We start from the raw sequence: 8,736 nt of genomic DNA on the forward strand, positions 1-8,736 counted from the left end.
AGCCCGCCCCGCCGTCGGCCCGGGGATACCGCAGCTCCAAACGCATCGTACCGGCGCCGGAGGTGATCAGGTCGTCGAAGATCCGGGACCGCACCAGATGGTGATCGTCGGGATGCACCAGCTCCGACATCAGCTGGCCGCGCAGCCGGGCCATCGGTGTGCCCACCATCGCGGCCAGCGCCGGATTGGCGTCCACGACCCGGCCATCGGCGTCGCCGATGCCGATGGCGATCGCGGCGTTGTCGAAGACCACCCGGAAGCGCGCCTCGGCGGCGTTGCGGGCGTCGGCCATCGCCGAGTGCAGCATCTCCTGATGGCGGGCGCGGGTGGCCAGCAATTCCTCGGTGTAGCCCCGGGACAGCTCGCCCAGCGCCGGGATGAGGCGGTCCGCGTGTGAGGTCAGCAGATCCGCGAGCGGCGCCAGGGCTTCGGCGGATCGGGCCAGCACCTGTGGATCGGTCAGATTGGCGCGGACGAGTCGCGCGCCCACCTCGGCGGCGGCCTTCCGGTCGAAGAACTCGTCGCTGAGGGCAGCGATAAACTGCGCGAGCAGATCGGACAAAAGCCGTTCGAGCTCGCGCCGGGACATCGGCACGAAACCGGTATCCGCCACAGCGTCACGCCATTGGCGGGCCAGGTCCGTGATTCGGTGATTTCGAGTCAAACGCACCCCCGCTCAATCCGACGCTGCGACTTGCGGGAACGGCGTGATGCCGAACCAGAATCCCAGGTTACCCGCTCGAGGGGCAGTTTGCCGATCCTGGCAAGGTCAGGCTCGCTCGATGAGCGAACGCGAGTGAGCCCCGGCTGCCTGGCAGCCGGGGCTCACCGGTAAACGCCTCGGGTCTACGACTTGTTGGCTTTGTGATATGCGGCGACGATCTCGGAGGAAATTCGGCCGCGGGCCGACACGTTGTAGCCGTGTTTCTTCGCCCATTCCCGGATCGCGACGGTTTGCTCGCGATCGGCTGCGGACTTCGGGCGCGCCGTGCTTCCCGCCTTCAGTCGGCCCACCTTCCGGGCCTTTTCCGTCCAAGGCTCGAGCGAGCCCCGCAGCTTGCCTGCATTCAACGTGGACAGATCGATTTCGTAGGCCACACCATCGATCGAGAACTGTACGGTCTCATCCGCTTTGGACTTCCCGTCGTAATCGTCGATGAGTGTGACGGTGACCTTCTTGGCCATCACTGAGCCCTTTCGCACGGACACGGATCAACTCGGATTGCATATACCGTACCGCAGTAGCCGGGAATGCAGCGAATCCAGCGCTATTCGGCGTTTCCGATCACGGAATGCCGCGAATGGGCTTAATGAATCCACGCGCCGGAAGAATTGTCCGGAGCCGGGCCATTCGGATATCCGAATCCGGTGGTCAGACTGGTTCAGCCAGTGATCTGCTGGAAGATCTTCACACCGACCAGTGCCACCGCGATGAGCAGGTATCCGCGCAGAGCGAACATGCCCGCCATGCGCAACGAGGAGAACGACGGTCGCTCCAGGGTGTCCAGCGCCGGGGTGCGCCAGGTCTCCCGGTCCTGCCCGAGCACCTGCTTGCGCTCGGCGCGGGACAGCTTGGTGTCATCGAGTTCCTCGATCTGCTCGGGATCCAGCCCGCCCAGGTCGGCCGCGGTCCGCTCGGCGTCCCGGCGATCCGCGCGCTGCTTGGCCAGCATCACGGCGATCCCGCCGAGCACGCCGATCAGCACACCGGCGCCGAAGCCGATTTCCAGGGTGAGCATGGACAGATGCGGGAAGAACGTCGTCGCGGTGAGCGCCAGCGACAGCAGTACCAGCGACCAGACGATGACGCCCGCCAGGATGTTCTGCTTGGCGGTGTTGACCCACGGGCCCAATACCGCCCTGTCGTTGCACAGCAGCACCAGGAATACCGTCGCCGAGGGCAGCAGCACACCGGCCAGCGCCTGCACGCCCTGGGTCAGCAGGCCCAGCACGTGATCGGGGCTGAACGCCACCGCCCCGGAGATGGTCAGCAGGATCGCGTACCCGGCGTAGAACAGCGGCGCCTCGGTGATCTTCCAGTGCAGCGAGTGCCGCTTGCCCATGGTGTCGCCGAGGGCGTAGGTGGTGGCCAGGCTCACCGCGTTGGCGCCGACCAGCGAGGCGTCCAGCAGCAGGATCGCGAACAGGGCGCCGACGCCCCGGCCCATGTGGTCGTGCAGGGCCCGGGCCACCGCACCGGCGTCGGTGAAGTTGCCCAGTGCGCCGGGCGCCAGGCCGAACGACGCGGCCATCATGATCGCGATCGCGCCGATCATCACCACGACGATGCCGATCCACAGGTCCACGCGCTCGAACTTGATCCAGCGCGGGGTGATGCGCTTGTCGACGATGTTGGACTGCTGGAAGAACAGCTGCCAGGGCGCCACGGTGGTGCCGACGATGGACACGATCAGCAGCAACAGGGTGGAATTCAAGCCGCCCGGGAACGACGGGATGACGCCCCGCGCGGTGGTGGTGATGCTCGGGTGCACCATGAACGCCAGCGGGAACATCACGATGTTCAGCGCGATCAGCCCGAACAGGAACCGCTCCCAGCGCCGGAACGATCCGCCGGCGACCATCGCGAACAGCAGCACGGCCGCCAGCGGGATCGAGATGGCCCGGGGTACGCCGAAGTAGTTGAGCGCCAACGTGACACCGATGAATTCGGTGACGATAGTGAGCGCGTTGACGATGAACAGGTCGCCCACGCTGAACGCGCCCCAGAACCTGCCGAACCGGGAGAAGATCAGCCGCGCGTGGCCGACGCCGGCGACCGCGCCGAGGCGGACCACCATCTCCTGGTTGACGTAGAGCACCGGGATCAGCAGCGCGAGCGTCCAGACCAGCGCCATGCCGTAGTTCTGGCCGGCCTGCGCGTAGGTGGCCACACCGCCGGCGTCGTTGTCGCCGACCATCACGATGAGGCCGGGGCCCATGATGGCCAAGAGCATCCGGAATCGCTGCCAGCGGGTGCGACCTTCGGCGCTGTCGTGCTGGCCGACCCGGCCCAGCGCGCCGACGATGTCGCCGACGTGGGCGCTGTCCAGTACGGCGGTGCCGTTGGCGGGTGCCGCGGACGGGGTGACGGTGGTGGTGCGGCGGCTGACGCCGTTGGAGAAGAAGGCCATCGCCGTTCCCTCCCTTCCTGAATTGTGTTGCTGTGCTGCGTTTTCGGCGCGCCCTGACGTCGGCGGCAGGCGTGCTGTGGTCGTGCGGGGCAGATCGACGGCGCGGGGCCGGAGCTTCCTATTGCCGGTGTGAGCGGGCGCCGAGGGATGCGGTGACCACCGCGAGCGGGGTCTGCGAGGCGCGCAGGTTGTGGCGCTCCTCGGGAGTGAGGTGGTAGCGCGCCCGGACACGACGAGCTGACTCGCCGAGGGCGGCCATCACGGAGTTACGCCGGGTGAAGGTGTTGAAGGTCATGCTGGACTCCTTGCGGAAGACCAACTGCCACAACATGATCCGGGCATGCCTGAGCGCACGGAGACCTGCGTCGACCCGCATGCGGCGCGGGCCGACGGGATGAGCCGATGACTGGTGTCTGCTTCGGTCAGGCAGTCGTGGAGTTGCAGCGAGCTGGGGACGAAGAACGTTTTCGATCCGGACTCGGATACGGACTATCGCCGGTCATAGTGGTGTCCCCACCTCCTTGCTGCCAGGACGCACGAGCGCGTCATTACTCGGTGATCAGACCCATGCCGACAGAAGGGGAGAACCTGCTCGAATCAACAGGCAGACACCCCTCTCGTCAGAGCTTCGGCACTGCACGACGTAATCCCCGAAAGGCAGCCACTTGGGATCACCCCTTAATCCGGGAAGATCTGTCCTAACCTTGGGCGTCTCTCGACGTCGTGAGATCAGTGGCCTGTGTTCGTACAGGAGCCTCGCCTAGCGAGGTGCTGACCTGGAAATATTCGACCCTTTCGCTCGATATGTCAAGTTGGACGCGCCGACTCGCGACTGGTATCGCGAAAGATGGTGCACCGCAATTCTTTTCATGGACCCCCGAGTCGAGCTCTCCGACACGCCGGAAAACCTCGCTACCAGTGGTCTTGCACACATAGTGATGTGTGCATACTATCCGAAGGAGAGATCGAATACGCGGAAAGGGGACATGATGGCGACGGCTCACGCCGGACACGCACACGGTGGCGGGCATACGCACGCCCACGCCACGGCCGACAGCGACCGGCGCTGGCTGGGCGCGGCGCTGGCGCTGATCGCGGCGTTCATGCTCGGCGAGGTGGTCGCCGGCGTGATCGCCGGGTCGCTGGCGCTGCTGTCCGACGCCGCGCACATGCTGACCGACGCCGCCTCGATCGCGTTGGCGCTGTGGGCGATTCGCCTGGCCGCGCGTCCCGCCGCCGGGCGGATGACCTTCGGCTGGAAGCGCGTGGAGATCCTGTCCGCACAGGCCAACGGGATCACCCTGCTGCTGCTGTCCGCGTGGCTGGGCTACGAGGCGGTGCGCCGGCTGGTGCATCCGCCGGCCGTCACCGGCGCCCTGGTGCTGGTCACGGCGCTGATCGGGGTCGTGGTGAACCTCGCCGCCAGCTGGATGATCTCGCGAGCCAACCGGAGCAGCCTGAATGTCGAGGGCGCCTACCAGCACATCCTCAACGACCTGTTCGCCTTCATCGCGACCGCCGTGGCCGGTACGGTGATCCTGGTCACCGGCTTCGCCCGCGCCGACGCGATCGCCTCGCTGGTGGTCGTCGTGCTGATGGTCAGGGCCGGTATCGGTCTGGTGCGCGCGTCGAGCCGGATCTTCCTCGAGGCCGCACCGGCGGATCTGGATCCGACCGAGATCGGACAGGCCATGGCGGCCCAGGACGGCGTGGTGGAGGTGCACGATCTGCACATCTGGGAGATCACCTCGGGCTCTCCGGCGCTGTCGGCGCATGTCCTGGTCGAGACAGGGCGCGACTGCCACGCCGTGCGGGAGGCCCTGGCGGGCTGGCTGCACGACGAGCACCACATCGAGCACGCCACGCTTCAGGTCGATCACGCGCGTCCGGAACTGATCGCGTTCGGTGTGCGGGATCCGGCGCACTGTGAGGCCTCTCACGGCCCGACGCACGTCAATCCCAATTCCGCGCACCTCTGAGCGGAGTGCGGGCCGCGCCCGCCACGATGCCGGACCGGGGGGTGAAAGGTGATCGGCCGCAGGTGATTCGGCGGGAGATCCGCACCCGCCCACGCGGTTATGACGCCGATCACGCTCGTTCGCCGGAGCACCGGGACGCCTCGCCCTCGTCGGATCGCCCGTACGCGCGGGTGGATACTGGCTGCCGTGGGATGGATCGAGACACCGCTGAGCTTGCAGTCCGCATTCACGTCCTGGCGCTGGGACACCTCCACGGTCGTGGTGGTCGTGGTGCTCGCGGTCGGGTACTGGGCTGCGCGCGTGCGGTCGGCTCGCGCGGGCACGCCGATTCCGCGGCAGCGCCCGGCCATGTTCGGTCTGATGGGTTTGGGGATCTGGCTGCTCAGCGGGATCAGCTTCGTCGGCGTCTACTCGGACACGCTGATGTGGCCGCGGGCGCTGCAATCGCTGCTGCTGCTGTACGTTGTGCCGTTCGGGCTGGCCAGCGGGCAGCCTTTCACGGTGCTGCGCGGAGCGCTGGGACCGGCCGGACAGGCCCGGCTGGACCGGATCCTGCAATCGACGCTCGCGCGGGCGATGACCTTCCCACTGGGGCCCTCGCTGGCGATGCTCGCCACGCCCTGGTTGCTGTACCTCTCACCCTGGTACGGGATCGTGCTGCGGAACGGGGCGGCCGACGCGCTCACCCGGATCGTGCTGGTGCTCATCGGCTTCGTGTACTTCTATTCGCGATTGCAGGCCGATCCGGTGCCGCACCGGTACTCGCAGGGCATCTCGCTGCTGATCACGATCTTCGAATCGCTCGCCGACGGCATCCTGGGCATCGTGCTGTGGTGGGGCCCGCTGATCGCGGTCGGTTACTACACCGCGGTCGGCCGCACCTGGGGGCCGGACCTGCGCATGGACCAGACCATCTCCGCGGGGATCATCTGGGTGCTGGGCGATGTGCTCGGGCTGCCGTACCTGTTCGCGTTGATGCGGGCGTGGGCCTCGGACGAGCGTCGCAAGGCCGCCGAGGTCGATGCCGAACTCGACGCCGCCGAGGCGGCCTCGCCCGCACCCGCCCGGCGGCGCAGGTTCAGCCAGACGGCCCCGGACGCGCAGGCGACGGCGGGCGCCGTTCAGGGCGCCGGATTGTGGTGGGAGAACGACCCGATTCTGCGCGAGCGCTTCCGCCGCTGACATTCGGCCCGTCGAACGGATCGGCCCGGCACTGCGCAGTGCCGGGCCGATGTCGTCGTGTGGCGGGCGCTCAGATCTTGCGGATCACCGTGACGACCTTGCCCAGGATCTGCGCGTCGTTGCCCGGGATCGGCTCGAACAGCGGGTTGTGCGGCAGCAGCCAGACCTGTTTGCCGGTGTGCTTGAAGGTCTTGACCGTGGCCTCGCCCTCGATCATCGCCGCGACGATATCGCCGTTCTCGGCGACGTTCTGCTGCCGTACCACGACCCAGTCGCCGTCGCAGATCGCCGCGTCGATCATCGACTCGCCGACGACCCTGAGCAGGAACAGCGAACCGTCGCCGACGAGTTCGCGCGGCAGCGGGAACACGTCCTCCACCGCCTGCTCCGCCAGGATCGGGCCACCGGCCGCGATCCGGCCCAGGACCGGCACATAGGTGGGGACCGGCTGATCGGACGTGGTGGACTCGCTGGGCACCGCGTGCAGTGCGGGGACGCCCGCGACCGCGCGCATCGCCGTCTCGTCCAGGCCCCGGACGTCCACGGCGCGTGGACGATTCGGATCGCGGCGCAGAAAGCCCTTGCGCTCCAGGGCGCGCAGCTGGTGGGCGACCGAGGAGGTCGAGGTGAGGCCGACCGCGTCGCCTATCTCGCGGATGCTCGGCGGATATCCGCGCTCGCTCACCGAGCTACGGATGACCTCGAGCACCCTGCGCTGGCGGGCGGTGAGATCCGTTCCCGCAGCGGGTGATTCGATGCCGTCGTCGGCGGGGACGGAGTCGTCCGCGGTGGGGTCGTTCACGGCCGCACCCCCTCGACACTCGCCGCGGCGCGCGCGATGGGCGCGGTGCGTGTGATCGGCTCGCTGCGCTCATTCACGGTCGTGGTCCTCCCGTTCATGGATGTGCTCGGTCCTCCTGCGTACCGCGTGCCGCGGTACTCGTGCTCGTGCCGCCGTCTGTTCGAGTCACCGGGTGGGTGTGCCGGCGACCCCTCGGCGATTGTGTGATCCGAATGTAGTCCGCCCGCCCCCAGGTTTCAAACATCTGTTCGACGCATGTTGCGAAAGCAGTGACTTTGTCGGTGGCTCATGGTAAAAATCGAACACCAGTTCTTCGAACACATGATCGAACGCTGAAGATTTGCCCAGTACCCCACCCTTGGAGGTCTGTTCGATGCGCACGACGGTGAGTCACGCGATCAACCGATTCGACATGGTCGCAACCGATTACGATGACGCGGGCGGCGAGGACTACCGCGGCGCCGCACCGCGTGAGGTCCGCGCGGCGGCGTGCCGCGGCGCGAACACCCGGCGGCTGCGAGCGGTCCATGCCCCCGCAGCGGTGCGGCCGCGTGCCGCGGTGGTGCGGTACGAGAGGCCGCGGGTGCGGCTGTCGTACGCACCCCATCCGCAGGTGCGGGTCGAGCGGGCGCGTCTCGGATTGGCGACGCTGGCGGTGTCCGCCCTGGTCAGCGCCGCGGTCGTGTGCGGATTGCTCGGTCTGGCACAGCTGCGCGCCGGGGCGGGGGTCGATCCGCAGCCCACGGTGGCGCAGGTGCACGACGCGCCCGTCTCGGGGCGGTAATACCCGTGTGCCACCGCGCATCCGTGTCCGGGCAGTCTGACAGGTATCCTCGACAATGCTGTGGAGATACAGCATGGCTATGGACGATTGCAGGCATCGACGAAGGAACTCGGATGCATTGCCCGTACTGTCGGCACCCGGACTCACGGGTGGTCGACTCGCGTGAGGCAGAGGAAGGCACCGCGATCAGGCGTCGCCGTGCCTGCCCGCAATGCGGACGACGGTTCACCACCGTCGAAAACGCGATCCTGTCGGTGGTCAAACGCAGCGGTGTCACCGAACCGTTCAGCCGGGAGAAGGTGATCCGCGGGGTTCGCCGTGCGTGCCAGGGCCGCGAGGTGGACGACGACGCGCTGAACCTGCTGGCTCAGCAGGTCGAGGACGCGGTGCGCGGCACGGGATCCCCGGAGGTGCCCAGTCACGAGGTCGGTCTGGCGATCCTGGGTCCGCTGCGCGATCTCGACGAGGTCGCTTATCTGCGATTCGCGTCGGTGTACCGGTCGTTCAGCTCGGCTGAGGATTTCGAGCAGGAGATCGCGGATCTGCGGCGGCGGCGGGCGGAGAAGGTGGTTGCTGCGCGGGTGGACTGAGCGTGTCCGGGGGCGGGTTGTCCGGGATGTGGGTGCTCAGCGAATGGGGTTGCGCAGGACGGCGATCGACTGAGTGAGTAATGCGCTGGAGAGGGTGTTACGTGGGTGCGAAGGGGGACCGAGCAAAGCCGGTGGTTACTTAGTGGTCCCGCCCGCAAGTTCTTCGGGGGTTCACGCGGCTGCCGGTGATGCGGCAGTCTGGTGAGTGCGGTCGGTGGGCTGTTGGGAGTGCTCTTTCTGTTCGTGCCGCTCGATCCGGGCCAGTAGG

Annotated in this window: 9 protein-coding genes and 1 riboswitch; of the genes, 4 read left to right on the forward strand and 5 right to left on the reverse strand. The window is 67.5% G+C overall.

The annotated features are described in order from the left end of the window. The 4 genes from JZ791_RS46755 to JZ791_RS42605 form a co-directional block, all read right to left on the reverse strand. Positions 1-613 (reverse strand): PAS domain S-box protein (locus tag JZ791_RS46755; RefSeq protein ID WP_216903399.1); only part of this gene is annotated, 613 nt, incomplete at its 3' end. 233 nt (positions 614-846) lie between these two features. Continuing rightward, positions 847-1,185 carry a histone-like nucleoid-structuring protein Lsr2 gene (locus JZ791_RS42595; RefSeq protein WP_216903400.1) on the reverse strand — a complete coding sequence of 113 codons (339 nt, stop codon included), beginning with the start codon at positions 1,183-1,185 and terminating at the stop codon, positions 847-849. Positions 1,186-1,382: 197 nt separating this feature from the next. Then, the gene (locus JZ791_RS42600) at positions 1,383-3,131 is read right to left on the reverse strand and encodes an NRAMP family divalent metal transporter (RefSeq protein ID WP_216903401.1); all 1,749 of its coding nucleotides are present in this window, start codon (positions 3,129-3,131) and stop codon (positions 1,383-1,385) included. Positions 3,132-3,249: 118 nt separating this feature from the next. Beyond that, complete coding sequence (locus JZ791_RS42605; RefSeq protein WP_216903408.1) at positions 3,250-3,426, reverse strand: hypothetical protein; 177 nt, start codon at positions 3,424-3,426, stop codon at positions 3,250-3,252. Between the two features lie 310 nt (positions 3,427-3,736). Then, a riboswitch (M-box (ykoK) riboswitch) is annotated at positions 3,737-3,906 on the reverse strand. 214 nt (positions 3,907-4,120) lie between these two features. Here JZ791_RS42605 and JZ791_RS42610 point away from each other — a divergent pair. Both JZ791_RS42610 and JZ791_RS42615 read left to right on the forward strand, forming a co-directional pair. Then, positions 4,121-5,110 carry a cation diffusion facilitator family transporter gene (locus tag JZ791_RS42610; protein WP_216903402.1) on the forward strand — a complete coding sequence of 330 codons (990 nt, stop codon included), beginning with the start codon at positions 4,121-4,123 and terminating at the stop codon, positions 5,108-5,110. A 186-nt stretch (positions 5,111-5,296) separates the two neighbouring features. Further along, positions 5,297-6,292, forward strand: coding sequence for a cytochrome c oxidase assembly protein (locus JZ791_RS42615; protein ID WP_308163474.1), 996 nt, complete (start codon positions 5,297-5,299; stop codon positions 6,290-6,292). 70 nt (positions 6,293-6,362) lie between these two features. On the opposite strand, the gene lexA is transcribed toward JZ791_RS42615, so the two are convergent. Then, positions 6,363-7,049 carry a transcriptional repressor LexA gene (lexA, locus tag JZ791_RS42620; RefSeq protein WP_308163475.1) on the reverse strand — a complete coding sequence of 229 codons (687 nt, stop codon included), beginning with the start codon at positions 7,047-7,049 and terminating at the stop codon, positions 6,363-6,365. 418 nt (positions 7,050-7,467) lie between these two features. Here lexA and JZ791_RS42625 point away from each other — a divergent pair, with 418 nt between their 5' ends. Together JZ791_RS42625 and nrdR are read left to right on the forward strand one after the other, a co-directional pair. Further along, positions 7,468-7,878 (forward strand): hypothetical protein, encoded by a 411-nt coding sequence (locus tag JZ791_RS42625; RefSeq protein ID WP_216903406.1) that lies wholly within the window; start codon positions 7,468-7,470, stop codon positions 7,876-7,878. A 113-nt stretch (positions 7,879-7,991) separates the two neighbouring features. Further along, the gene (nrdR, locus tag JZ791_RS42630; protein ID WP_216903407.1) at positions 7,992-8,468 is read left to right on the forward strand and encodes a transcriptional regulator NrdR; all 477 of its coding nucleotides are present in this window, start codon (positions 7,992-7,994) and stop codon (positions 8,466-8,468) included. Positions 8,469-8,736 lie beyond the last annotated feature (268 nt).

The sequence above is a fragment of the Nocardia alni genome (genome assembly GCF_019038435.1).
Lineage (GTDB): Bacteria > Actinomycetota > Actinomycetes > Mycobacteriales > Mycobacteriaceae > Nocardia > Nocardia alni.